Consider the following 24,308-nt stretch of genomic DNA (forward strand, 5'->3'; position numbering starts at 1 on the left):
CGGCGCTCCCGGCCCGGGGGCGGGCCGCCCCCGGGCCGGGTGCCCGTCAGGCGTGGCGGGCCGCGTTGGCCGTGATCGCGTCCCTCAGATGCTCGGCGAGGCCCGGCCGCATGGAGTCGTAGAACTCCTTGAACCGCTCGTCGGAGACGTACATCCCGCCGAGCCCGCGGTGGATGTCGTAGGAGCACTCGTAGAACCAGTTGCTGATGTGCTGCCGGTGCTCCTCGGCCATGTCCATGGCCCGCTCGCCGGACGGTTCCTCTCCTTCGGCCATCAGGGCGACGTAACGCTCGCCCCAGGAGGCCACTTCCGCCTGCATGCGCTTCCAGTCGTCCTTGGTGTAGCGGGCGACGCGTCGCTGCGACTCCGCGTACTGCTCGGTGCCGCCCCAGCGGCGCTCGGCCTCCTCGGCGTGTGCTTCGGGGTCCTTGTCCCCGAAGACCTCGAACCGCTCCTCGGGCGTGAGGTTGATGCCCATCGCGCGTGCCTCCATGGCGTGCTCCACGGCCGCCGCCATCCTCTGCAGTCTCTCGATCCGGGCGGTCAGCAGTTCGTGCTGGCGGCGCAGATGCACACGCGGGTCCGCGTCCGGGTCGTCGAGCAGGGCGGCGACCTCCTCGAGCGGGAAGCCGAGCTCCCGGTAGAACAGGATCTGCTGCAACCGGTCGAGGTCCGCGTCGCCGTAACGCCGGTGGCCCGCGTGGGTGCGCTCACCGGGCACGAGCAGGCCGATCTCGTCGTAGTGGTGAAGCGTGCGCACGGTCACGCCGGCGAATCCGGCGACCTGGCCCACCGAGTGGCTCACTTCCGCTCCCCTCTGGGTACGCGCACCAGACTGGGTCCTCACGTCGCGTGAGGTGCAAGCCCCGTCCCCGGGTGCGGGGGTGCCCCCTGCGACGGCCTGCGGGCCAGGGGCGTTCTGCCCGATTCACGCCCTTGGACTGTGCCCGTGGCTCAGGGCACCGCGCAATGGGCGACCGCCGGACCGGCGACCCCCGTGCGGCGACTGCTGCCGCTGGTCCCTCCTGACGCTCGTCGTCGGCGCCGGGGCCAGTCTGCTGTACCTGGCCGCCCCCGGACTCGGCCGGCCCAGTCGGGTGATCGCCGGCAGGCGCCCGGCGCTCCCGGATTCGGCCGGACGCAGCCGCCGTCCGGTGAACCGCGAAGGAGCACATCCCGGGGCGGCGGGGCATCCATGAGTCGGCGGGCGGCGGGAAACCCATGGAGCAGCGGGAGGAGGACACAGGCAGCAAGGGGCCCCAAGCGTCCGGCACAGAGCAGTCGAGGGGCCGGAGCCGCGCGAACGGGTGATACGCCGGCGGCCGGTGAACCGGCGGCCCCGCAGGCCCGATGAACCATCAGGACGTCCGGATCGAGTGATCCGGACGGCTGGATTCCGCAGGAATCGCACGTGTACTGCACCGACGTGATGGGAGACGAGACACGATGCCGCTCCACACCGGCCCGGGGAAGCCCGAAGAGCGCCCCATGTCGATGAACCCCTTCTTCGGGGAGGCCAACCCGGTCGTCGAGATGAACCAGGCGCCGCCCAAGCACCGGCTGCCCGACGGGCCGATGCCGCCCTCGGTCGCATATCAACTGGTCCACGACGAACTGATGCTGGACGGGAACTCCCGGCTCAACCTCGCCACGTTCGTCAGCACGTGGATGGAGGACCAGGCCGACCGGCTGATGTCGGAGTGCCGCGACAAGAACATGATCGACAAGGACGAGTACCCGCGTACGGCGGAGCTGGAGCGCCGCTGTGTGGCCATGCTCGCCCATCTGTGGAACGCACCGGACCCGGAGTCCGCGGTGGGCTGTTCGACGACCGGCTCCAGTGAGGCCTGCATGCTCGCCGGAATGGCGCTGAAGCGGCGCTGGGCACGGCGCAACGCGAACCGCTACCCGTCCGCGGACGCCCGCCCCAACCTGGTCATGGGCGTGAACGTGCAGGTCTGCTGGGACAAGTTCTGCAACTTCTGGGAGGTCGAGGCGCGCCAGGTGCCCATGGAGGGCGACCGGTTCCATCTGGACCCGCAGGCGGCCGTCGACCTGTGCGACGAGAACACGATCGGCGTCGTGGGCATCCTCGGATCCACCTTCGACGGATCCTACGAGCCGATCGCCGAGCTGTGCGCGGCCCTGGACGACCTTCAGGAGCGCACGGGCCTGGACATCCCCGTGCACGTGGACGGCGCGTCCGGGGGCATGATCGCGCCCTTCCTCGACCCGGACCTGGTGTGGGACTTCCGGCTGCCGCGGGTCGCGTCGATCAACACCTCGGGCCACAAGTACGGCCTCGTCTACCCGGGTGTGGGCTGGGCGCTGTGGCGGGACCAGGAGGCCCTCCCCGAGGAACTGGTCTTCCGGGTCAACTATCTGGGCGGCGACATGCCGACCTTCGCGCTCAACTTCTCCCGGCCCGGCGCCCAGGTCGTGGCGCAGTACTACACGTTCCTGCGACTCGGCCAGGACGGCTACCGCGCGGTCCAGCAGGCCGCGCGGACCGTGGCGCAGGGGCTCGCCCACCGCATCGAGGCGCTGGGCGACTTCGAACTGCTCACCCGCGGCGACCAGTTGCCGGTCTTCGCCTTCACCACCGCCCCGGATGTGCAGGCGTACGACGTCTTCGACCTGTCCCGGCGCATGCGCGAGTTCGGCTGGCTGGTCCCCGCATACACGTTCCCGGCCAATCGCGAGGACCTGTGCGTGCTGCGGATCGTGTGCCGCAACGGCTTCTCGACGGACCTCGCCGCCCTGTTCCTCGAGGACCTCGACCGGGTGCTTCCGGCACTGCGGCGGCAGCCTCACCCATGGACCCGCGACAAGCAGAAGGCCACGAGTTTCCATCACTGAGGGCCCGCACGGCCGCCCACGCCCACGGCGCGAGCGGCCGTCGGACCGCCGTACGGCTACCCGTTGAGCCGTCCGAACCTGCGCACCGCCAGCGGGAAGAAGACCGCCAGCAGCGCCAGGGGCCAGACGACGGCGGCCCAGACGTGCCCGGCCTCGCCGCCGGGCCCGCCGAGCAGGTCGCGTACCGCCGTCGCCGTGCGGGACATCGGGTTCCACTGGACCGCCGTGCCCAGCCAGCCGGGCATGGAGTCCGGAGCGGCGAAGGCGTTGGAGAGGAAGCCGACCGGCCAGACCAGGATCTGTACCGCCTGCACCAGCTCGGGCTTCCCCGCGACCAGCGCCAGGTGGATCCCGATCCACAGCATCGCGAAACGGAACAGCAGCAGCAGGCCGACGGCACCCAAGAACGCGGGGATCCCGTTGTGCACACGCCAGCCGAGCGCGAGCCCCACGCCTGTCAGGGCCGCCAGACCGAGCACGGACTGGAGCATGTCCGCGGTCGCACGGCCCACGAGCACCGCGCCGTCGGCCATGGGCATCGCCCGGAAGCGGTCGATCACGCCCTTGTCCAGGTCCCTGGTGACGGCGAGCATGGTGCCCTCCAGGCCGAAGGCCATGGTGAGCGCGAGCATCCCGGGGACGAGGTAGTCGAGGTAGTCGCCGGTGACACCGCGGCCGCCGCCGACCAGGTAGCCGAACATCAGCAGCAGCATCACGGGGAAGACCAGGCCGACCAGCACCTGGACCGGCTGCCTGGCCCAGTGGGCGAGCTCGCGGCGGGTCATGGTCCAGCAGTCGGCGAGGACGTGCGCGCCCGGCACGGGAGCGGGGCTGGCGGGGCCCCGGTGGGCGAAGGTCGTGCTCACGCGGCCTCCTTCACATTCCGGTCCGCGCCGGTGAGATGCAGGAAGACCTCGTCGAGGGTGGGGCGGCGCAGGGCGATGTCCTCCGCCTCGATGCCGGCCGCCTCCAGGGCGCGTACGACCCCGGAGAGCGCCGCCATGCGGTCGGTGACCGGAGCGCTGAGCAGGCGCCGGTCCGCGTCGACCGAGACCTCTTCCTCGGGCAGGGGCCACAGGGAGCGGGCCGCACGCAGCAGGCCGCCGTCGCGCAGCACGACGTCGATCCGGTCGCCGCCGAGGCGGGCCTTGAGTTCACCGGCCGTGCCGTCGGCGATCACGCGGCCGTGGTCCACGACCGAGATGCGGTCGGAGAGCTGGTCGGCCTCCTCGAGATACTGGGTGGTGAGCAGGACCGTCGTGCCGCCGCCCACCAGTGAGCGGACAGCGGACCACACCTCGGCCCGGCCGCGCGGGTCGAGACCGGTCGTCGGCTCGTCCAGGAACAGCACCTCGGGCTCGGTGATGAGGGACGCCGCGAGGTCCAGGCGGCGCCGCATGCCTCCGCTGTACTGCCTGACCGCCTTGCGGCCGGTGTCCTCGAGGCCGAAGCGCACGAGGAGTTCGGCGGCGCGCCGCCGCGCCCCACGGGCGCCCAGATGGTGCAGGCGGCCGAACATCTCCAGGTTCTGAAAGCCGCCGAGCTCCTCGTCCAGGGCCGCGTGCTGTCCGAGCAGGCCGATGCGGAACCGCACCTGCCGGGCGCCCTTCACCACGTCGTGCCCGGCCACCTCGGCCCGGCCGTCGTCCGGCCGCACCAGGGTGGACAGGATGCGGACCAGGGTGGTCTTGCCCGCGCCGTTCGGACCGAGGACCCCGTGCACCGTGCCGCGCCGGACCAGCAGATCGAGCCCGTCCAGCGCCGGTGCGCCACCGTATTTCTTGCGTACCCCTTCGACAGTGATCGCCGTCTCGGCCACCCGTCGCTCCTTCGCTAGTCAAACTTGACTACCGAGGGAAGGTAACGCGATCAGGGGCATTGGTCAAACTTGATTAGCCCGCGTCCCCCGGATGCGGCTCCCCGGTCGCGTACGGGTTCTCCTGGCCCTCCGTCAGAACGCCCACGAACGGCTCCCCCTCCCCCGCGAAGGAGTACGCCCCGCCCTCGATCCGCGCGACGAGCCCCCGGGTCCAAGCCGCGTCGGAGTCCGCGGTGTGGACCCAGAGGTTCATGATCTCGCCGATGTGGCCGAGTTGTCCGGGACCGTCCTCGGGGATGTAGTGCTCGGTGACGGCGGCCCGCCATGCCTCGATCCGCCGGGTCCGCTCCCTCAGCAGGTCCAGCACCTCCTCCCGCGGCAGGTCGACGACAAAACCGATGGCCGCGGACTGGATGTCCATCTTCTGGTCGTACGCGACCAGGGACTCACGAAGGAGCCGCAGGAACTCCTCGGTCCCCTTGTCCGTGATCTCGTACTCGGTGCGGGGCGGGCCGCCGGCCGTCGACGGGGCGACCTCGTGCGCATGCAGCAGTCCCTGTTTCGCCATCTGCTTCAGGGCGTGGTAGATCGAGCCGGGCTTGGCGTTGGACCACTCGTGCGCGCCCCAGTACTCCAGGTCGTTGCGCACCTGGTAGCCGTGGGCCCGCCCGTGCTGACGGACGGCGCCCAGCACGAGGAGGCGGATCGCTGACATGCGCTCCAGCGTAGGACGCCTGAGATCAGCCCCAGGACGTGCCCTGCTCCATGGCCACCAGCTCGAAGGCCGTCTTCCCGTCCAGCGACTCCCTGACGATGTCCGCGTGACCCGCGTGCCGTGCGGTCTCGCGGATCAGATGGAGCAGCAGCCAGCGCATCGAGACGCTCTCGTCCGGCGGGAACCACGGGTCGTTCGGCAGCGCGAACGTGTCGTCCAGGCTCGGCACCGACCGGATGAACGCCTCGGTCTCGTCGGCGACCTTCCGCCAGTACGCAAGCTGCGAGTCGACCGTCTCGTCGCCCATGAGCCGGAAGCACTCGTGCCAGTTCGACTCGTCCCGCGGTACCGCGGGGGGCTCGCCCTTGGCGCGGGCGATCCAGCCCTGCTCCACGTCGGCGGCGTGCTTGAGCAGCCCGGACAGGGTCAGTTCGCTGGCACTGGGCCGGCTCGCGGCCTGCTGCTCGGTCAGGCCGAGCAGGGCCCGGCGAATACCGCCGCGCTGCTCCTCCAGGAAGGAGAGCAGTGCCCCGCGTTCATCGCCCTGCGCCTCGGCACGCACATGAGTGACCATGACAGTCCGCCTTTCACCGGTTTCGGCTGGTTCGCCCTTGCCTTGCACCGATGAAGTTACGGGCCCTTGCGGTCGACTTCTGTCCGCAAGGGCCCGAGGGGGCGAGGAATCGCCGACAGGCGGTGGGCGTCAGAACGGGAAGCCGCTGCGCCCGTGCTGCACGGAGATCCACTTCAGCGTGGTGAACGCCTCCACGGTCGTCTCGCCGTTCAGCCGGCCGACGCCCGAGTGCTTCTCCCCGCCGAAGGGGACACGCGGCTCGTCGTGGACGGTGCCGTCGTTCACATGGAACATGCCCGTGTCGATCCGCTTGGCGAAGGCGACACCGCGCTCGATGTCGCCGGTGTGGACGGCACCGCTCAGTCCGTACGGTGTGTCGTTGACGATCCGCACGGCCTCCTCCTCGCCGTCGAACGGGATGAGGAAGGCGACCGGACCGAAGATCTCCTGCCGCAACAGATCGGAATCGGCCGGGACCCCCGTCAGCACCGAGGGCTCGACGAGGTTGTCGGTGGTCCTGCCGTGCACCAGCGCGATCGCGCCCTCGGCGATGGCCTGGTCGACGACGCCCGAGACCGCCTCGGCCTGGGAGGAGTTGATCACCGGGCCGATGACGGTCTGCGGGTCCCGCGGGTCGCCGACCTTGAGGGACTTGACCTTGGCGACGAACTTATCGGTGAATTCCGCCTGCAGCGAGCGGTCCACCAGAACGCGGTTGGCGGCCATGCAGACCTGGCCCTGGTGCACGTACCGGCTGAAGACGGCGGCGTCGACGGCGTAGTCGACGTCCGCGTCGTCCAGCACCACGAGCGCGCTGTTGCCGCCGAGCTCGAGGACGGACCGCTTGAACAGCGAACCGCAGACGGTGGCGACGTGGCGGCCGACCTTGTCGGAGCCCGTGAAGGAGATGACCTTCGGGATCGGGTGCTCGAGGAACGCGTCGCCTATCTCCGCTATGTCCGTGATGACGACGTTCAGCAGACCCCCCGGGAGCCCGGCGTCCTCGAAGATCCTGGCGACCAGGGAACCGCCGACGATGGGCGTCTCCTGATGCGGCTTGAGGACGACGCCGTTGCCGAGCGCGAGCGCCGGGGCGACCGACTTGATCGACAGCAGGAACGGGAAGTTGAAGGGGCTGATCACTCCGACGACACCCACGGGCATGCGGTAGAGGCGGTTCTCCTTGCCGTCGACCGGCGACGGGAGGATCCTGCCCTCCGGGCGCAGCGTCAGCTGGATCGACTCCCGCAGGAACTCCTTGGCGAGATGCAGCTCGAAGGCGGCCTTCACCCGGGTCCCGCCGAGCTCCGCGATGATCGCGTCGGCGATCTCGGTCTCGCGCTCCTCGATGATCCCGAGGGCCTTCTCGAACACGGCACGGCGGCCGTACGCACTGATGGCCGCCCATTCCCGCTGGGCGTCCGCGGCTGCCCGGTACGCCTCGTCGACCTCGTCGACCGTGGCGATCGTGATCGACGCCAGCTTCTCGCCGTCATAGGGGTTGAAGTCGATGATGTCCCAGGAGCCGGTGCCCTGGCGCCACTCACCGCCGATGAACTGCCGAGCCAGATCGGTGAAGTAGGACGACATGTGATCCCTCAATCCCTTGCAGCCGAAGCAGACACCCGTTCACCTGCCAATGATCACGACACGGTCTGATCTCGCGTCATCGTACGCATGTCCAAAAGGAGTTGGGGAACACCTCGAAGCACTCTGTGCGGACACTCAGGAAAGCTGGAGCAGGCCCCGCAGCAGATCGCGGCTTTCGTCCGGTCCGGGGCTGTCCTGCTGCAGCTGCTTCATGGCCGACTCGTACTGGGCGACGTCCTCACGCTTGTCCAGATACAGCGCACTGCTGAGCTGCTCCATGTAGACGACGTCGGACAGGTCGGACTCGGAGAAGCTCAGAATCGTGAAGGAGCCGCTCTCGCCGGAGTGCCCGCCGAAGCTGAACGGCATGATCTGAAGCCGTACGTTGGGGTGTTCCGAGATGTCGATCAGATGCTGGAGCTGGCCCCGCATCACCTGCCGGTCGCCGTAGGGCCGGCGCAGCGCGGCCTCGTCGAGCACCACGTGGAACTCCGGGGCGTTCTCCGCGACGAGGTACTTCTGACGCTCCAGGCGCAGCGCCACCCGCCGGTCGATGTCCGCGACGCTCGCGCCCCTCATGCCACGGGCGACGACCGCGTGGGCGTACGCCTCGGTCTGGAGCAGGCCGTGCACGAACTGGACCTCGTAGGACCGGATCAGATGGGCCGCCCCCTCGAGGCCCACGTACGTCGGGAACCAGTTCGGCAGCACGTCCGAGTAACTGTGCCACCACCCGGCGACGTTGGCCTCCTTGGCCAGCGACAGCAGGGACGTTCGTTCGGCCTCGTCGATGATCCCGTACAACGTCAACAGATCCCCGACATCGCGTGTCTTGAAGCTCACCCGTCCCAACTCCATGCGGCTGATCTTCGACTCCGAGGCCCGGATCGAGTAGCCGGCCTGCTCTCTGGTGATGCCGCGCGCCTCCCGCAGACGCCGGAGATGGGATCCCAGCAGAATGCGCCGCACCACCGACCCGCTCGAGTCCCCAGCGCTCACGTTCGTCAGCCTCCCCAACCGTCCTTCAGATCGCGCAGTCTGCCACTAAAACACTTCGAGCAGTACTCGTACGGTTACAGAAACGGAAAGGAGTCGAAGGGGATCCACAGACAGACATCAGGAAGTCGCAAGCAGGCGGCAAGAAAGTGTCGGAAGAAACAAGTAGAAAGCGGTACGGGAACCGCCAATTCCGGCGCGTGCACGTGCATCTGCCCTTGCATCTGCCTGGCTCATCCGAAACCATGGTCCCCGCGCCACCGCTGCATCGCCACGACCGCGAACACTCGGGAGTGCCTCGCATGGGGACGAATGGATCGACCATGCTCGAGCCCTTACGGCAGGGACTTCCGCCGCTCGATCCCGCGGCCGTGTCCAACTCCGCCTCCTGCGCCCTTCCCACCCGCCTCGAAGCCGTGCGCGAAGCACGGCAGTTCACCCGCAAGACCCTCGGTCAGTGGGATGTGGGCGATAGGTTCGACGACGTCTGCCTCGTGGTCTCCGAGCTCGTGACCAACGCGCTGCGGCATGCGCTGCCCTCGTCGGCACGGGATGCGGACGAACAGGACGCGCCGGTACGGCTGCATCTGATGCGCTGGACCTCGCGCCTGGTGTGCGCCGTACGCGATCCCAGTCACGACGGTCCGGTCGCGGGCGACTCGGACGACTTCTCGGCGGAGTCCGGCCGCGGACTGTTCCTGGTCGACTCGTTCGCCGACAGCTGGGGCTGGCACCCGCTGGCGGGCACGCTGAGCGGCAAGGTCGTCTGGGCGCTCTTCCTGCTGCCGGCCGGGCCGGTGTGCGCGGAGTGAGAGCCGCGGTCCTTTTCTGAGGTCGCGGTTCTACGCGTGTTGCGGCCCGTGACACATCGGTGCACCACAGGGCGGACGCGTTTCCGGTGTCCGCGGGACCTCCACCCGGCCCGGGCCGGGTGCATCAGGCGATCAGATGGTCGAACTCGCCGTCCTTGACGCCCAGCAGCATCGCCTCGATCTCCGCACGGGTGTAGACCAGGGCGGGCCCGTCGGGGAAGCGCGAGTTCCGTACCGCCACGTCTCCCCCGGGCAGCCGCGCGAACTCCACGCACGACCCCTGCGAATTGCTGTGCCGGCTCTTCTGCCAGGCCACTCCGCTCAGCTCCGCGGCAGCCATGCCGTTGTACACGTCGTGGTCCACAGGTCGCTCCCCGAACGGTGCATTTGGCTGGTGTGGCCATTGATGCAGTGGTCAACTGTCCCGGATCATAGCTCCGTTCACATGCAGCTGCATGCGCAAATGCACGTGCACGGGGGGTGTTCCTGCGGTTACAGCTTTTACAGTCCCTTGACTACTGCCTGACTGCTGCCTGACTACAGTCGGTCAAGCGTCTGCCCCAGAGCCCGCATTACATGCGACCTCCAGCCCCCGTCCATGATCGTCCGCGCCGTCATCTGTGCCGGGTCGTCCGGGTCGAACCCTTCATGCACTAGGAAGAGACGCGTCCCGCGGCCTTCCTGTTCCAATGTCCACGTGATGGTCCAGTCCGCGGGATTGGCGGGGTCCGCGTCGGCCCACCCCACACGCAGCATGCGCTCGGGCTCATAGGCGAGAACCTGCACGTCGACGGTGCCGGAGAACCGGGTGTTGGGCCGCGGTACGGAGGTCATCGAGTAGCGGTACCCCACTTCGAGCCGGAAGTTCTCGGAGCCCGGCATCTGCCACTGGGCCAGCAGTCCGGGTTCGGTGAGGGCGCGCCAGACCTTGGCCGGGGGGTGCGGCAGGAACTGGTCGACGCGGATCGTGGTGAGGTCGTCACCGGGCGCGGTGCTCATGGGCGGTCATCGTCCGGCATACGGTCGAGCAACTCACCGAGCCCGCGCAGCCGCTGCCGCCAGAACCGCTCGTACGGATGGAGCCAGTCCTGCACCTCGGCGAGCGGGGCCGCCTCCAGACGGTAGATGCGCTGCCGGCCCGAGCGCTGCTCGGAGACGAGGCCGGCCTCCCGGAGCACCTTGAGGTGCTCCGAGAGGCTCGGACGTCGCATGTCGAATCGGTCGGCCAGGGCCTGGACGGGCTGCGGTCCCTCGTCGCGCAACAGCCGCAGCACCTCGCGGCGGGTGCCGTTGGCGAGCGCGGCGAAGACGCGGTCCTCGGCGGCGGTGTCCGCCCCGGCCCCGGTCGTGGTCATGCCGGACTCCCTATCCCTGTGCCTCCGTCAGCAGCATCAGACCGTTGCCGTCGGGGTCCTGGAAGGACGCCATCCGGCCCCACGGGAGGTCGTCCGGGCCCTGTACGGACACGCCCGCCCCGGCCAGCCGTGCGCAGTCGGCGTCGACATCGGTCGTGACCAACATGATCCCCCGGGTCGAGCCGGGTTCGAAATCGCCCATCCCGGGACCGGAGAGCGTGAAGACGGTCTGGGCACCCCGGGGGGCGACCTGAAGCCACCGCCCCTGGGGCATGTCCAGGTCGGCGGAGACCTCGAAGCCCAGGACCTCCGTGTAGAAGCGCAGGGCGCGATCCTGGTCGGTGACGGGAACAGTGACGAAAGAAGCGTGTGTGACGGTCATGCGGCACACCATAGGTAGGAGATTCCCTACTCGTCAAGCGTAGGAAATCCCCTACCCATAATGACGCCGGGACGGCCGACATGACGCGCGGACGGCCCGCGCGGGCACGGCGCCCTGGGCAGGCGTGCACGGACGCCGCAGCGGCCGGAGCCCGTGCCCCCGGCGTGAAGATCCGAGGAGACCAGGGGCCGGTACGGCGAAGAACGGGTGGATCGCGACGATCGAGGGGCAACGGAGCGCCCGTCGCGCGGCGGGCCGCGCGCCGCGCCGGGCCGCGCGGGGATCAACGGCCTTCGATCGCCGCAGGACCGGGGCGGCTCATCGCCCGGCCGAAGCCGCGCAGGCAGCGGCGCGGGACACGGGCCTCCCGGGGCCGAGCCCGGCAGCGGGCCGCACGACGGCGCACCTCGCCTTCGGCCCGTGCCGGGTCGGTCCGCGTGAGCAACCGCACGCCCGGCGTCTCCCCGGCGCCCACAAGCCCTCCTGGTAGCTTGCTGCGATCGTCCCCATGACCTCATCGGCAACCCGGCAACCCTGGGAGACTCCAGTGACAGCGACGCATGTCACGCGCCGGCAGGCGCGCATCGCACTGACGGCCGCCGCGGGTCTCGCGGCCGTGCTCGTGCTGACCGGCTGCAGCGGCGACTCCGGGGGCAGCGACCCCGCGAGCGGTGGGGCGGCCACGCCGAGCGCGTCCGGGGCCACGGCGGACACCGGCGGGGACTCCGGCACACCGGGCGCCGCGTCCGGGACGATGGAGGGCAGCTGGCTGGCCACGACGGGCGGCAAGGCCGTGGCCCTGGTGATCACCGGCAAGCAGGCGGGACTCTTCGCGACGGGCGGCACCGTCTGCACCGGTGTGGCGGGCGAGGAGTCGGGCAAGCAGACGATCCACCTCAAGTGCACGGACGGCAGCAACGACCGCGGAACCGGGACGGTCGACTCGCTGAACTCGCGGAACATGAAGGTGACCTGGCAGGGCGGCATCGGCGCGGAGACCTTCATGAAGGCCGAGGGCGGCACGCTGCCGAGCGGACTGCCGACGGCGAGCCTGGGATCCTGACCTCCGGCGTTCGCGCGACGGGCCGCGGGGTCCGGGACCGGGTGCACACACGGCGACGGGGGCGCGCAACCCCGCCCCGCCCGCCTGCGTGATGATCCATGCACATCGTCACGACCCAGAGGACCTTCATGCGCACCCTCCACGTCCGCCTCTCCGCCGCCGCCTTCGCCACGGCCCTGGCCCTGACCGCCTGCGGCAGCGGCGGGGACGGCGGCAAGGACGCCGACCCCGCCGCCTGCCGCATCGGCGTCGAGGTCGGTCCCGGCAATGCCGCCACCAGCCCCGGCGACACCGGCAACGTCCCGGTCACCCTCACGAACCGCGACAGCAAGCAGTGCACCCTGAAGGGCTTCCCCGCCATCGAGCTGCGCGACGGCGACTCCGCCTGGACCGTGCCCGCCGAGGAGGGCGCGAAGCCGGCCGAGGTGACACTGCAGAAGGACGAGACGGCGACCTTCACCATCACGTACGTCCGCGGCGACGGCGGATCCGACACCGCCCCGGTCACAACCGTGAAGATCGACGTCCCGGGCGCCGGTGACACCGGCGGCCACCCGTGGTCGTACGGGGACGTGGCGCTGAAGGGCGCGAAGGCCCCGGACGCCTCGGTGAGTGCCGTGCAGGTCGCCGGGGACTGACCCGGTCTCAGGGGAGCCGGGGCCGTCCCGCCACCTGCGCCCGGTCGGCGGCCGCGGCTCCCTGCTCCCATCCGGCCGCATCACCGACGCCGCGCAGCCGGGTGGTGACCGTCTCCGGGAACATCCGCTCCATCCGGTCGGCGACGGCCACGTCCCGGGCCACGAGCACCGGCAGCAGATCGCCCTCGCTGTGCGCGACCTGCCCCTCGGCCGCGGTCCGGAGCCGGTCGCCGATGCGATGCGCGTACGCGGCCAGGAACGACTGCCGGAACGTCTTCGTACGCTTCCGCCCGCCCTTGCGCTGAGCCGCCTCCGCCTTCGTCATCGCACCGGTGGCCTGTACGAGCAGCGAGGTGTAGAGCAGTTCGACGGCCTCCAGGTCCGGTTCGAAGCCGATGACGGTGGAGAAGCCCAGGGCCTCGTGCCACACGGCCCTGCAGCGGTTCGCGGTCGCCACCGCGTCGAGGAGCACCGCCTTGGCCGTCTCGTAGGGCGGCTCCACCCCGATGCGGCAGGCGCCGGGCGCGTTCTCGGGGTGCGTACGGGCCGCGAGCAGCGCCTCGTCGATGCTGTGCCGCGCCATCAGCTCCTGCGCCTTGGCGCTCAGCGCCTCGGCCTCCTCGGGGTAGCCGGTCGCCTCCGCCTTGGCGAGCAGGGCACGGATGCGGGTGAGCATGCGTGACTCCTGCTGCCGCGGGGCGGCGTCCCGTCCGGGCGCCTCGAGCGGTTCGAGGGCGGGCAGCCGCAGGAGCAGGCGGTACAGCTCCAGAACGGCGGTGGCGTGCGAGAAGCGGTCGAAAGTCCCCGGGAACTCCGCGTCGAGGTCGCGCAGCTGTGCGGCCCAGCGCGGGCCGGGGGGCGTGCGCCCGCCGGCCTCCCCGAGGATCAGCGCCGACACGAGGCGCACATGGAGGGCGTCGAGTTCGCGGCGCACGATGCGTACGACATCCGCGGGCTGCCAGCCGCGCCGCCAGGCCGCGGCCACGAACTGCTCGCCGCGCCGGACGAGTTCGGCGTCGGCCCCGGGATCGGCGGCGAGCAGCGAGGCACCGGTGTCGAGGGCCGCGTCGGTGTCGTCGTAGAGGGCGGCCCGGAAGGCGCGATCCACGGTGGTCGTCGTACTCACGCGTTCGATCGTGACACGAGGCGCGCCGGAGCCCGCCGCCCTCCCCACCGCGGGCCCGCGCCTCGCCGCCGGGGTGTCAACTTCGGGTTGACAGTCGGCGGGTGTCAACTTACGGTTGACACATGACGGAGAAGCCGTACACCTCAGCGAACCTGCGTCTCGACGACCTCATCGAAGCCATCAAGAAGGTCCACACGGACGCACTCGACCAGCTTCAGGACGCGGTGATCGCCGCGGAGCACCTCGGCGACGTGGCCGACCATCTGATCGGCCACTTCGTGGACCAGGCCCGGCGTTCGGGGGCGTCCTGGACCGACATCGGCAAGAGCATGGGCGTCACCCGGCAGGCGGCCCAGAAGCGCTTCGTGCCCAAGGAGTCCGCGGACCTCGACCCCAACCAGGGGTTCAGCCGCTACACCGTCCGCGCCCGCAACGTGGTCGTCACCGCGCACAACCGGGCGAAGTCGGCCGGCAACGCCGAGACGGTCCCCGAGCACCTCGTCCTCGGGCTCCTCGCCGAGCCGGAGGCGCTGGCCGCGAAGGCGATCGTCGCCCAGGGGGTCTCGCTGGACGCGGTGCTCGAGGCGGCGACCGCCGCCCTGCCGCCCCGCGCCGAGGACGCCCCCGAACTCGTTCCCTACTCCCCCGCCGCGAAGAAGTCCCTCGAACTCACCTTCAGGGAAGCGCTGCGCCTGGGTCACAACTACATCGGCACCGAGCACATCCTCCTCGCGCTCCTCGAGCAGGAGAACGGCGAGGGCCCGCTGACCGGCCTCGGCATCAGCAAGGACGCGACGGAGGCACACGTGCTCAAGGCGCTGGACGACATCCGCAAGCAGCTCTCTCAGGAGGACTGAGCCGCCCGGCCGGCACGTACATCCTCACTGTCAGACCCCCCTGCCACACTCGCAGCATGACCGGGCGCTGGGCTCTCGCTCCGGCCGAGGACGGTGGCGCGGAGGTCGCGGCCCTCGGCCCGGACGGGCTGCTCGCCGGGCCGGTGGTCAGGGAGAGGGATCTCGTCGAGGCCGTCCGGGCGCGGCCGGAGGTCACCCGGTGGGTGTGGCGGTCCACCGCCGACGTCCAGCCGCGTCTGCTCGCCACGGGGGTGCGGGTCGACCGGTGCTATGACGTCGAGGCCGCCGAGGCCCTCCTCCTGGGCCACGAGGGGCGCCTCGGCGAGCCCCGGTCGGCCGCCGCCGCGCTGGCCCGGCTGCGCGGCGGCCTCGTACCGCCGGACCCGCCGTCGCGGTCCGCCGAGCCGGGCTCGCAGTCCTCCCTCTTCGAACCCAGCCCCGTCCACGTCCCGCTCCGCGACCTCGTCGAGGTGTACGCGGACCAGCAGCGCCGGCACGAGTCCACCGCCGGCCCCGACCGGATGCGTCTGCTCACCGCCGCCGAATCGGCCGGCATGCTGGTGGCCGGCGAGATGAACCGGTCCGGGCTGCCGTGGAGCGCGGACGTCCACCGCGAGTTGCTGCACGACCTGCTCGGCGAGCGGTACGCGGGCGGCGGCGAGCCCCGGCGGCTGGCCGAGCTGGCCGACGAGGTGTCGGCCGCCTTCGGCCGCCGCGTCCGGCCCGACCTGCCCAACGACGTCGTCAAGGCCTTCGGCCAGGCCGGCATCCGGGTGCGGTCCACCCGCCGCTGGGAGATCGAGTCGGTCGACCATCCCGCCGTGCAGCCCCTGCTCGAGTACAAGAAGCTGTACCGCATCTGGGTCGCCCACGGCTGGTCGTGGCTGCAGGACTGGGTGCGCGACGGCCGCTTCCGGCCCGAGTACCTGCCGGGCGGCACGGTCACCGGCCGCTGGGTCACCAACGGCGGCGGCGCCCTGCAGATCCCCAAGATCATCCGTCGCGCCGTGGTCGCCGATCCGGGCTGGCGGCTGGTCGTGGCCGACGCCGCCCAGATGGAGCCGCGCGTCCTGGCCGCCATCTCACGGGACCCGGCGTTCATGGAGGTGGCGGCCCGCGACGACGACCTGTACCAGTCGGTGTCCGACCGGGCCTTCTCCGGTGACCGCGGCCAGGCCAAGATCGCCGTTCTGGGCGCGATCTACGGCCAGACCTCGGGGGACGGTCTGAAGAACCTCGCCCTGCTGCGCCGCCGTTTCCCGAAGGCCGTCGCGTACGTCGACGACGCGGCGCGCGACGGCGAGGAGGGCCGGCTCGTCCGCACCTGGCTCGGGCGCACATCACCGCCGGCCGCCGGTGCCTCGGACGACGCGACGGAGGAGGCGGGCATTCCGCAGGAGGACGGCCCGTCGGCGGCGGCCGGGGAAACCCAGCAGTGGATGCCGGGATACGCCTCCACCAACTCCCGTGCCCGCGGCCGCTTCGCGCGCAACTTCGTCGTCCAGGGCAGCGCGGCGGACTGGGCTCTGCTGATGCTCGCCGCGCTGCGCCGCGCCTGTGCGGGCCTCGCCGCCGAGCTGGTCTTCTTCCAGCACGACGAGGTCATCGTGCACTGCCCGGACGAGGAGGCGGCCACGGTGGTGGCGGCGATCCAGGAGGCCGCGGACCTAGCGATGCGGCTGACGTTCGGCGAGACGCCGGTTCGGATTCCGTTCACGACGGGCGTCGTCGAGTGCTACGCGGACGCGAAATGACGTGGTGCGCACGGCCCGAGGGCGACCCCGCCGCCCGCGCGCGCCCCGCGGGTCGCTCACCCTCCGGGCTCACCCCTCCGCCAGCAGTTCCCTGAGCTCCCCGGCCACCGGACTGTCCGTCCCGTTCAGGGCGGCGAGGGCGGTCTCCCACTGCCGCCGGGCGTCCTCGGCGTCACCCTCCGCCCGGAGGAGCAGGCCGCGCTGGTGGAGCGCGAGCCCCCTGGTGTAGCAGTCGCCATGCCGGGCGGCGAGCGCCAGCAGCGCCTCGCACTCGCGCGTGGCCCGGTCCGCCTCCCCCCGCCCGCGCAGCGCCCGCACCAGCCCGAGCCGGGTCTGCGACTCGCCCTGCCAGTGCCCGTGCCCACCGAGCACACGCAGACTCTCCTCGAAGTGCGGCAGGGCGGCGTCCGGTTCACCGAGGGTGAGATGGGCGAAACCGATGTTGCAGTGTGCGGAGTGGCGGACGACGACGTGCCCGATCCGCTCACCGATCTCCAGGCTCCGGCGGTGATGGCCGATGGCGGCCCGCGGATCCGTGTGCTCGTAGAGGTTGCCGAGATTGCTGTAGGTGATGGCCTCCTGCATCGGGTCGTTCAGCACACGTGTGTACTCCAGGCACTGGCGCAGTGCCTCGCCGGTCTCCTCGTACCGGCCGAGGCTCTCCAGGAGCAGCGCCCGGTTGTTGAGGCCGCGGCACAGGCAGGACAGGTGGCCGAGCCGCCGCCAGATCTCGAGCGCCTCGTCCAGCAGGGCCAGTGCGTCGTTCCCGTGGCCTTTCAGGAAGTGCAGCCCCGCCAGGTCCACCAGTGCGTAGGCCTCCGCGGGCGCGTCCACCAGCCGGCGCGCTCCGCGCAGCGCCGCACGCACCAGAACCTCCAGCTCCGTCACCCGTCCGCGGCGTTGGAGGTGCGAGGCGAGCCTGCGGACGAGCAGCGGCACATGCGCGGAGGTGTCGGCGTGGCGCTCGACGAGCGCGACCATGTTCTCCAGCTCCAGGCCGAGCCAGTCGGTGGCGGCCTGCGCGGAGCCGAAGGCCGCGACGGCGGCTACGTCCGCGCGGTGCGTCCCGGGCTGTGACGGTGTCTCCCGGAGCCGGTCCTCGCGCTCCGCGCCCGGCGCGACGACGGCCTCGAAGGCCCGTGCGGCCACGGCGCTGTACCAGCGCAGGGCGAGATCGGCGGCGACGCGGTCGGTCTCCGCTGCGCCCTCACGCCTCGCGGTCTCACGGGCGAAGTCCCGGACGAGGTCGTGCGGCGAGTACCGCCCGTACGCGGTCTCCTCCAGCAGCGCGACGTCGACGAGCCGGTCGAGGGCGGCCTCGGCACGGCGTTCGTCCGTACCGAGGAGGTGCGCGAGCAGGGGTGCCCCGTAGCCGGGCAGGTCGAGGACGCCGATACGGCCGAGGGCACGTGCCGCGTCCCGGTCGGCCTCCCGGTCGGAGGCGCGCAGTGCGTCGTGGGCGACGGCGAGCGACCTGCGGACGCTCAGGTCGTCGTACTCCAGGTGGTGCAGCCGCCCTTCGGTGGCGGCGAGTTGACCGGCCAGGACGTCCGGGGTGAGCGCGCGGCGGGCGGCGAGGCGCGCCGCGACGACACGGAGGGCGAGCGGAAGCCGGCCCGCGAGTGCCACGAGCGGATGCCCGGCGTCCAGCCCGTCCCGGCCCGAGACCGCGCGGAGGAGGGCGGCGCTCTCCTCGTCGGACAGCGGCGTGAGCGGAAACCGGTGGGCACCGTCGAGCGCGGTGAGCGGGGAGCGGCCGGTGACGATCACCGCGCAGCCCGGGCCGCCGGGCAGCAGCGGGCGCACCTGGGCGGCGTTCGCGGCGTCGTCCAGGACCATCAGGGTGCGGGTGGGCGCGAGAAGCGAGCGGAGCAGTGCCGCTGCGGCGTCGGGGTGTCCGGGGATACGGCGGGGCTCGACCCCGAGGTCACGCAGGAGTGCCGTGAGTGCCTGCTCCGGGGTGAGCGGAACCCTGCCGGGCGTCGCACCGTGCAGATTGACGTAGAGCTGACCGTCGATGAAACGTTCCCGCAGGTCGTGCGCGACATGCAGGGCGAGTGCGCTCTTGCCGACCCCGGCCATACCGCTGAGCACGGCGACCCGGGGTGCGCCGCGATCCGCCCCGAGGAGTCGCAGGAGTTCCTCGGCCAGAGCGCCGCGCCCGATGAAATGCGCGGGCGAGCACGGAAGTTGGGCGGGGCGGGGCACGGGCGGGACGGGCCGGGCGTTCACGGGACGGGTATCCGGTCCGCGATCGCCGTCCCCACCGTCCCCGGTTCCGGCGTCCGCACCGTCCCCGGTCCCGTCGAGGGCGGCCGTTGCGCCCCCCGCCGCGCGGCCCGCGTCGCCCACCTCCGTGTATTCCGGCCGTGCGCCGCCGGACTGCGCAGCCCCGGCGGCCCCCCTTCGGCTCCGGGCTCCGCCACCGTCGTCCCGGAGTATCTCGAGATGGGCCTTGCGCACCGCGGCGCCCGGCTCGACACCCAGCTCCTCGATGAGACGTCCGCGCAGGTCCCGGTGGACGGCCAGCGCCTCGGCCGGGCGGCCGGTGCGATGCAGGACGAGCATCAGCAGGCGGTGGAAACCCTCCCGCAGCGGATGCTCGGCGACCAGAGCGGTCAACACCGGTACCAGACCACCGAGTCGGGTGCCTCCGACGTGCAACTCGGCCTCACAGCGCCATTCCAGGGCGAGCAGCCGCGCCTCCGTCAGGCGCCGCACCAAAGCGCGCCCCCCGGCCTCCGGCGGCAGGCCGCAGAGAGGGGTCCCGCGCCAGAGCGCGAGCGCGGCCGCCCCCTCCCGGACGGTGCGTTCCCAGTCGCCCTCGGCGTGTGCGGTGCGCGCCGCGGCGATGTGGTCCTCGAAGACGCGGACGTCCAACTCCCCGTCCTCGACCCGCAGACGGTAACCGGGGGCGACGGCGCGCAGACGTTCGGCGCCGTCGTCGCCGAGGAGGCGGCGCAGCCGGGTGACGTGGTTCTGCAGGGAGGCCTGCGCCGAGGCCGGCGGCGTCCCGCCCCACAGCGCGTCCTTGAGCGCGTCGACCGAGACGACCCGGCCGGGTTCCAGCAGCAACGCCACCAGAAGAGCCCGGGCCTTGGCACTGCCGATCGGCCGGATCCCACCGTCGGCCTCGTACACGACAGGCGGACCCAGCAGCCCGAACCGGAGCTCGTACCGCATAGCCGCTCCGCTGCCCTTCCGCGCGGCCGGAGCGCCGCGCCTGCGTCACCTTGCGGCACGACCGCCGCGTGCCGCCTCCTCACGCGGCCGGACGGCCGCGGCCCGTCGCCGACTTCACGGACTTCACATCCGCATACGACGGGTTCCAGCCGTCCGGCACGCGTCTCCTGCGGAAACCGTCCGGCTCACGGCCCCTCAGCAGCCGTTGGGCACATGTTAGCGATCCGTTGGCGTGGCCTGATGTGATCCCTTCAACGGATCTGGCCCGACGGTGCGCGCGTTGACGCGTAGCTCGGGGGAGTGTCGCCGCCATGGCCGGATCCGGGACCACGCAGGGGCCCGGTCGGCGGAGGTGACGACCGGGCTCTTCGCCGTCCCGCACCCACTCGCCGGCCAGGGTCTGCCGTGGGGATCGGACCGGCCGGGAGAGACCGCGCCTTTCGGTCGACGCCGGCATGATCCCGACGACGGGCCCTAGATCACCGGCGGGCGGCCGAGCCTGGTGAGCCGCCACACCGTGCGCCACCGCATGGGGCGCCGCTCCCCCGCCGAGGCGCGCACACCCTCCACGAATCCGCCGAACCACGCCTTGAGCCCGGCGACGGACCGCGTCCTCAGCAGGGTCACCGCGATCCACACACCGAGGTGGACGGGGACGAGCGGAAGGGGCAGCCGCCGGCGCACGAGCCAGACGCGGTTGCGTGCCGTCACCCGGTAGTAGATGGCATGCCGTGCGGGCGAGGTCTTCGGGTGCTGGAGCAGCAGTTCGGGCGCGTACAGCACGGTCCAGCCGCCGTCGACGGCCCGCCATGCGAGGTCCGTCTCCTCGTGAGCGAAGAAGAACTCCGCGGGCCAGTCGCCGGTCTCCGCGAGCATCGCCATCGACAGCGCGTGGCCACCGCCGAGGAAGCCGGTCACCGGACCGCCGCGCAGCGGGTCGGCGGCCCCCACCCGTGGCACGTGCCGTCGCTGGGTCTCACCGTGCTCGTCGGCGATGCGGAACCCGACGATGCCGAGCCTCGGCTCTGCGGCGTACAGATCCCTTACACGGCGCAGCACGTCGGCGTCGACGAGCAGCCCGTCGTCGTCGAGTTCCACCACGACGTCGACGTCCCCGAACTCCCGCAGCCGGGCGAGGGCCACGTTGCGGCCGCCCGGGCAGCCGAGATTCTCGTCCACCTCCACACAGGTGACCTCACCGGGCAGGCCGAGGCGATCGGCGAACTCGGGAAGAGGGCAGCCGTTGCCGACGACGACGATGCGGGAGGGGGCGACGTCCTGCTTGGCCACGGACGTGAGGAGGGCGTCGACCTCGGTGGGCCTGTTGCCCATGGTCACGACGGCGACCGCGACACGAGGTCCCGGCTCCCGCTGCGCCTGCGACACGACACCCTCCCCATCCCGGCCGACGACTGTGGCGCGATGCTAACCGTTAACCAAGAGGACGCCTCAAAGACGCCGGTTCTCCTCGCCCTGGATGATTTTCAGGTACGAGTACGGGTTCGCGCCATCCCTGTCACCACGGAACACCCCCTTTTCGCCGCACGCACCGCTGCGCCCCCCTCAGCCGCACCCCGGCGTACCCGCGGTTCCAGTGCGGCGGGCGGACCGAGGCGCCTGTGCAGGGTGCAGGAGCGTGGGGTCCGAAGCCCCCGGGCGGGGGCCGGTGCGCGGCGGTCCGAAGCGCCCGGGGCGGGTGCCGGCGCGTGGCCGCAGCGGTCCGCATTCCCGTCCCGGCACCGTCTCCGCGGGCCCCGCATTCCACCCCTCTTCCCGTCCGCCGTCCGGAACGGGAATCGATGAATTCCCCGGCGAATGCGACTCAACCCGGTTCGCGAGCCCGGCCCGCGGAATTCGCCCCGGGCCGGACCGCCTTGCGGCCGCGCCCGGCGCAAGCGGCCCGGCCGGAGGGCCGGTTGACGGGCGCGGAGCAGGCCTCCGACGGGTCCGGTACCCTGGCCACGACCGCGCGCAGTACACAGGAAACACGAGAAAGGGGGCGGAGGATCGGGGCCGGAAAGGCGCCGTGATTCCCACCGCCGATGCCGTCCATCCCGCGGGTTGGTTCGCCCAAGGAAATCTCCAGCCCGAGCAACCCTCATGTAAAGGAACTCGCCGCCCTCCGCCGCCGACGGAACAGGCAGAATTCCGGAGTGACCCTCGTGGAGGGTTATGAGGAACTGGATCTCGCCCTGCGGGCCGGCGTACGTCCCCGTGAGCTGTACTACTGCCCCGCACTGACCGGCGGGTCCGACCCGCGCGACGTCGTGGCCCGGGCGGCCGAGCGCGGATCCGCCCTGTTCAGCCTCAGCCGGCAGGCCTTCGACAAGGCCGCCTACCGGGAGGGTCCGGACGGCTGGCTCGCCGTCGTACCGGACATCGAGACCGATCTGTCCCGTATCGAGGTCGACGACCGTGCCCTCTTCCTCATCTGCGAGAGCGTCGAGAAGCCGGGCAACCTCGGCTCGATGCTGCGCACCGCGGACGCGGCGGGCGTGACCGCGGTCATCTCCGCCAATCCCGTGACGGACTGGGGCAATCCCAACGTGATCCGGGCCAGCAAGGGCACCGTCTTCGCCGTCCCGATCGCCTCGGCCGAGTCGGAGGACGTCGTGCGCTGGCTCGCCGAGCATTCGGTGAACGTCGTCGCCACGACCCCCGACACGGACCTCATGATGGCGGACGTCGACATGACCGGGCCCACGGCGATCCTCGTCGGCAGCGAGAAGTACGGCCTGTCGGACCAGTGGCTGGCGGGCCGCCACACCAAGGCGAAGATCCCGATGTTCGGCCAGGTGGACTCGCTCAACGTGGCGGTGTCGGCCGCCCTGTTCACCTACGAGGCCGTGCGCCAGCGCATGGCGCCCCGGTAGCGCCGGGGCAGGGCGGAGAAGCACCGGTGTCACGGCCCGGGGCCCGCGGGCCCGGATGGCGGTCGGCCGGGGCGGAGGTCACACTGGTGTGACGGCCGACCACTTTCGGTGACCGCCGCTACGTCCGGGTGGGGCGGGCCTGCTCCCCCACCGGTCGTCGTACGGACGGGAATCCCCGTCCGCGTGTGCCGCACTGCCTCCGCGAGGAGCGACGACCGCAACCGCGATGGGACGGTGTCGGATGCGTGAGGCGTCCTGGCTTCGGATCGTGATCGCCGCGCTGGTCGTACTGACCGTGTTCCCCGGCACGGCCGGTGCGTCCCCGCCGGGCACGACACCCGTCGTGCTGCTTCCCGCGTTCCATCTGACCAGGCTCCAGGTCGTCGTCGATCACCAAACGGCGGCGCCGGGATGCCCCCGGTCGGGCAGCTTCGAGGACTGGTACCGCAACGATCACCCAAGCCGGTTGTTCAGCCAGGTCTGCCAGGACAGGCTGCTGACACTGCGGTACGACGCGAACCCCTCGAAACCGATGGCGTCACGCTTCTCGAACGCGCCCGGTGTCGACGTACGGCTCCTCGACTACGGCAGGACCGACAGCGCACCCTTCTACGAGCCGTTCTACCGGGCACTGGAGGCCCACGGCCACCGCCGGAACACCGACATCCGCGTCGCCGGCTACGACTCCCGGCTCACCCCGGACATGGGCGGCTTCCTCGAGCGGACCCGGGAACTCATCGAGAAGACCTATCGGGACAACGGCAACCGGCCGGTCCACCTGGTCGCCCACTCGAACGGCCCGCTCTACGCGCAGTACCTCCTCACCCATATGTCGCGCGCCTGGCGGGACACCTACATCCAGGGGTTCACTCCGATCGCGGGCAACTTCCCCGGACAGGGCCTGCTGTACCCGGTCCTGTTCACCGGGCTCAACATCCAGGACTTCGGCTATCCGACGACCAGGGAGAACGCCGAGAGCAGCGCGCGTCTGTACCGGAGCGCGCCGTCGAGCTACATGAGTGCGTCCGACCCCAGGATCTTCGAGAACCGTGAGGTCGTCGTCCAGGACACCTCGACCGGCCGCAGCTACACACCGCGCGACTACCCCGAACTGTTCGCCGACGCGGGGATGCCGACGGCCAGGGAGATCGCCGACCACTACATCGGTTTTGTCCGCTTCGCCGACGCGCGGTCCTTCCCCGACGTGGATGTGTACGCGGAACGGGGATCAGGGCTCCCCACGGTGGTGGGCGCACGACTGCCGAACCTGTCCGCCGGGCAGATCGCGCAGCCCGGCCGGTTCCTGTACCGGGACGGCGACGGCAACCAGGAGGACATCACCAACGAAGCGGTCCTGGCCTGGCGGGCCATGGCCTGCCATCGCTTCGGTCTCACCGACAACCCGGACGTCGACCACTTCTCGCTACCGGGCGACCGGCACCTGCTCGACCGCCTGCTCGCCCATCTGGCACAGCCGCGCTCGGACTGTCCGGCCGACGGCTGACTCTCGGCGCACCCGACCGCCGGCCTGTGGTCGGCCGACGGTCGGCTTGCTCCGGTGGGCCCGGCCCACGCCCCGGGCCCGGTCGGTCGCCGTGTTCCGCGCGGAGATCCGGTTGATGTGCGTCTTCACCGTGGCCCGGCCTCGCCCCCCGTGGGGCGAAGCCGGCTCGATCCGCGTCCGCGGTGCACTACGGCAGGTCGATGCCTGC

General features: G+C 71.4%; 22 protein-coding genes. 8 read left to right on the forward strand and 14 right to left on the reverse strand.

Annotation, left to right across the window (positions count from 1 at the left end; all coding sequences use genetic code 11):
* Positions 1-46: 46 nt before the first annotated feature.
* The gene (locus RCR19_RS16920) at positions 47-805 is read right to left on the reverse strand and encodes a MerR family transcriptional regulator (protein WP_331265906.1); all 759 of its coding nucleotides are present in this window, start codon (positions 803-805) and stop codon (positions 47-49) included.
* A 641-nt stretch (positions 806-1,446) separates the two neighbouring features.
* Between RCR19_RS16920 and RCR19_RS16925 the strand changes: the two genes are divergently transcribed.
* Positions 1,447-2,859: a glutamate decarboxylase gene (locus RCR19_RS16925; protein WP_331265907.1), complete on the forward strand. Its 1,413-nt coding sequence runs from the start codon at positions 1,447-1,449 to the stop codon at positions 2,857-2,859.
* Positions 2,860-2,915: 56 nt separating this feature from the next.
* On the opposite strand, the gene RCR19_RS16930 is transcribed toward RCR19_RS16925, so the two are convergent.
* The 6 genes from RCR19_RS16930 to RCR19_RS16955 all read right to left on the reverse strand — a co-directional run bounded on the left by RCR19_RS16930 (position 2,916) and on the right by RCR19_RS16955 (position 8,529).
* Entirely contained in the window at positions 2,916-3,644 is a 729-nt protein-coding gene (locus RCR19_RS16930; protein WP_331269463.1) for an ABC transporter permease, read from the reverse strand.
* Positions 3,645-3,721: 77 nt separating this feature from the next.
* Complete coding sequence (locus tag RCR19_RS16935) at positions 3,722-4,678, reverse strand: ATP-binding cassette domain-containing protein (RefSeq protein ID WP_331265908.1); 957 nt, start codon at positions 4,676-4,678, stop codon at positions 3,722-3,724.
* A gap of 73 nt (positions 4,679-4,751) precedes the next feature.
* A complete protein-coding gene (locus RCR19_RS16940; protein WP_331265909.1) occupies positions 4,752-5,393 on the reverse strand; it encodes a PadR family transcriptional regulator in 642 nt (213 codons plus the stop codon).
* Between the two features lie 25 nt (positions 5,394-5,418).
* Entirely contained in the window at positions 5,419-5,967 is a 549-nt protein-coding gene (locus tag RCR19_RS16945; protein WP_331265910.1) for a DinB family protein, read from the reverse strand.
* A 129-nt stretch (positions 5,968-6,096) separates the two neighbouring features.
* The gene (locus RCR19_RS16950) at positions 6,097-7,557 is read right to left on the reverse strand and encodes an aldehyde dehydrogenase family protein (protein WP_331265911.1); all 1,461 of its coding nucleotides are present in this window, start codon (positions 7,555-7,557) and stop codon (positions 6,097-6,099) included.
* Positions 7,558-7,692: 135 nt separating this feature from the next.
* On the reverse strand, positions 7,693-8,529 hold the full coding sequence (locus RCR19_RS16955) for a helix-turn-helix transcriptional regulator (protein WP_331269464.1): 837 nt from the start codon (positions 8,527-8,529) through the stop codon (positions 7,693-7,695).
* Between the two features lie 326 nt (positions 8,530-8,855).
* Between RCR19_RS16955 and RCR19_RS16960 the strand changes: the two genes are divergently transcribed.
* Positions 8,856-9,365 carry an ATP-binding protein gene (locus tag RCR19_RS16960; protein WP_331265912.1) on the forward strand — a complete coding sequence of 170 codons (510 nt, stop codon included), beginning with the start codon at positions 8,856-8,858 and terminating at the stop codon, positions 9,363-9,365.
* Positions 9,366-9,489: 124 nt separating this feature from the next.
* Here the strand turns inward: RCR19_RS16960 and RCR19_RS16965 are convergent, their stop codons facing one another.
* From RCR19_RS16965 to RCR19_RS16980, 4 genes are all read right to left on the reverse strand, one after another.
* Positions 9,490-9,705 carry a DUF397 domain-containing protein gene (locus RCR19_RS16965; RefSeq protein ID WP_252125716.1) on the reverse strand — a complete coding sequence of 72 codons (216 nt, stop codon included), beginning with the start codon at positions 9,703-9,705 and terminating at the stop codon, positions 9,490-9,492.
* Positions 9,706-9,902: 197 nt separating this feature from the next.
* Positions 9,903-10,364, reverse strand: coding sequence for an SRPBCC domain-containing protein (locus tag RCR19_RS16970; protein ID WP_331265913.1), 462 nt, complete (start codon positions 10,362-10,364; stop codon positions 9,903-9,905).
* Positions 10,361-10,720 (reverse strand): metalloregulator ArsR/SmtB family transcription factor, encoded by a 360-nt coding sequence (locus tag RCR19_RS16975; protein ID WP_059133630.1) that lies wholly within the window; start codon positions 10,718-10,720, stop codon positions 10,361-10,363. The genes RCR19_RS16970 and RCR19_RS16975 overlap by 4 nt, the downstream gene beginning before the upstream one ends.
* Before the next feature lie 10 nt (positions 10,721-10,730).
* Positions 10,731-11,102 carry a VOC family protein gene (locus RCR19_RS16980; protein ID WP_220293206.1) on the reverse strand — a complete coding sequence of 124 codons (372 nt, stop codon included), beginning with the start codon at positions 11,100-11,102 and terminating at the stop codon, positions 10,731-10,733.
* A gap of 547 nt (positions 11,103-11,649) precedes the next feature.
* Between RCR19_RS16980 and RCR19_RS16985 the strand changes: the two genes are divergently transcribed.
* Entirely contained in the window at positions 11,650-12,165 is a 516-nt protein-coding gene (locus tag RCR19_RS16985) for a hypothetical protein (protein ID WP_331265914.1), read from the forward strand.
* A 128-nt stretch (positions 12,166-12,293) separates the two neighbouring features.
* Positions 12,294-12,803 (forward strand): DUF4232 domain-containing protein, encoded by a 510-nt coding sequence (locus RCR19_RS16990; RefSeq protein WP_331265915.1) that lies wholly within the window; start codon positions 12,294-12,296, stop codon positions 12,801-12,803.
* A 7-nt stretch (positions 12,804-12,810) separates the two neighbouring features.
* On the opposite strand, the gene RCR19_RS16995 is transcribed toward RCR19_RS16990, so the two are convergent.
* Positions 12,811-13,929, reverse strand: a complete 1,119-nt coding sequence (locus RCR19_RS16995; RefSeq protein ID WP_331265916.1) for a DUF2786 domain-containing protein — start codon at positions 13,927-13,929, stop codon at positions 12,811-12,813.
* A 122-nt stretch (positions 13,930-14,051) separates the two neighbouring features.
* Here RCR19_RS16995 and RCR19_RS17000 point away from each other — a divergent pair, with 122 nt between their 5' ends.
* Together RCR19_RS17000 and RCR19_RS17005 are read left to right on the forward strand one after the other, a co-directional pair.
* Positions 14,052-14,786, forward strand: coding sequence for a Clp protease N-terminal domain-containing protein (locus tag RCR19_RS17000; protein ID WP_331265917.1), 735 nt, complete (start codon positions 14,052-14,054; stop codon positions 14,784-14,786).
* A gap of 56 nt (positions 14,787-14,842) precedes the next feature.
* Positions 14,843-16,540, forward strand: coding sequence for a bifunctional 3'-5' exonuclease/DNA polymerase (locus RCR19_RS17005; protein ID WP_331265918.1), 1,698 nt, complete (start codon positions 14,843-14,845; stop codon positions 16,538-16,540).
* Positions 16,541-16,609: 69 nt separating this feature from the next.
* On the opposite strand, the gene RCR19_RS17010 is transcribed toward RCR19_RS17005, so the two are convergent.
* Positions 16,610-19,723: a BTAD domain-containing putative transcriptional regulator gene (locus RCR19_RS17010; RefSeq protein ID WP_331265919.1), complete on the reverse strand. Its 3,114-nt coding sequence runs from the start codon at positions 19,721-19,723 to the stop codon at positions 16,610-16,612.
* A 474-nt stretch (positions 19,724-20,197) separates the two neighbouring features.
* Positions 20,198-21,109, reverse strand: a complete 912-nt coding sequence (locus RCR19_RS17015) for a glycosyltransferase (protein ID WP_331265920.1) — start codon at positions 21,107-21,109, stop codon at positions 20,198-20,200.
* Positions 21,110-21,876: 767 nt separating this feature from the next.
* Between RCR19_RS17015 and RCR19_RS17020 the strand changes: the two genes are divergently transcribed.
* Both RCR19_RS17020 and RCR19_RS17025 read left to right on the forward strand, forming a co-directional pair.
* Positions 21,877-22,596, forward strand: coding sequence for an RNA methyltransferase (locus tag RCR19_RS17020; RefSeq protein ID WP_331265921.1), 720 nt, complete (start codon positions 21,877-21,879; stop codon positions 22,594-22,596).
* Positions 22,597-22,837: 241 nt separating this feature from the next.
* A complete protein-coding gene (locus tag RCR19_RS17025; protein ID WP_331265922.1) occupies positions 22,838-24,100 on the forward strand; it encodes a hypothetical protein in 1,263 nt (420 codons plus the stop codon).
* The last annotated feature ends 208 nt before the right edge of the window (positions 24,101-24,308 follow it).

This window comes from Streptomyces sp. WAC07094 (assembly GCF_036320405.1).
GTDB classification, from domain to species: Bacteria; Actinomycetota; Actinomycetes; order Streptomycetales; family Streptomycetaceae; genus Streptomyces; species Streptomyces lannensis.